This window comes from Shigella sp. FC1567, assembly GCF_001743015.1.
In the GTDB taxonomy this organism is placed as follows: Bacteria; Pseudomonadota; Gammaproteobacteria; order Enterobacterales; family Enterobacteriaceae; genus Escherichia; species Escherichia coli.
Genome location: NZ_MIIV01000493.1, coordinates 1 through 201, shown reverse-complemented (window position 1 = coordinate 201; position 201 = coordinate 1). Strand labels below are relative to the sequence as shown.

General features: G+C 48.8%; 1 protein-coding gene. It reads left to right on the top strand.

The annotated features are described in order from the left end of the window. Window positions 1-36: 36 nt before the first annotated feature. Window positions 37-201: ATP-binding protein (locus BHE85_RS28510; RefSeq protein WP_252965384.1), on the top strand; the 165-nt coding region annotated here is incomplete at its 3' end.

Genomic DNA, 201 nt, shown 5'->3' with positions numbered 1-201 from the left:
AAGCAGAAAAAGCTTATTATGCTTCCATCGGAAACGATGATCTGGCAGCCTGAGTTCACAGATAAAACACTCTCCAGGAAACCCGGGGCGGTTCAAAGCCTTATAAGCGCAGCGCCTGCGCTGTCACAACAGGCAGTAGACCAGGAATGGAGTTATATGGACTTCCTGGAGCATCTGCTTCATGAAGAAAAACTGGCACGT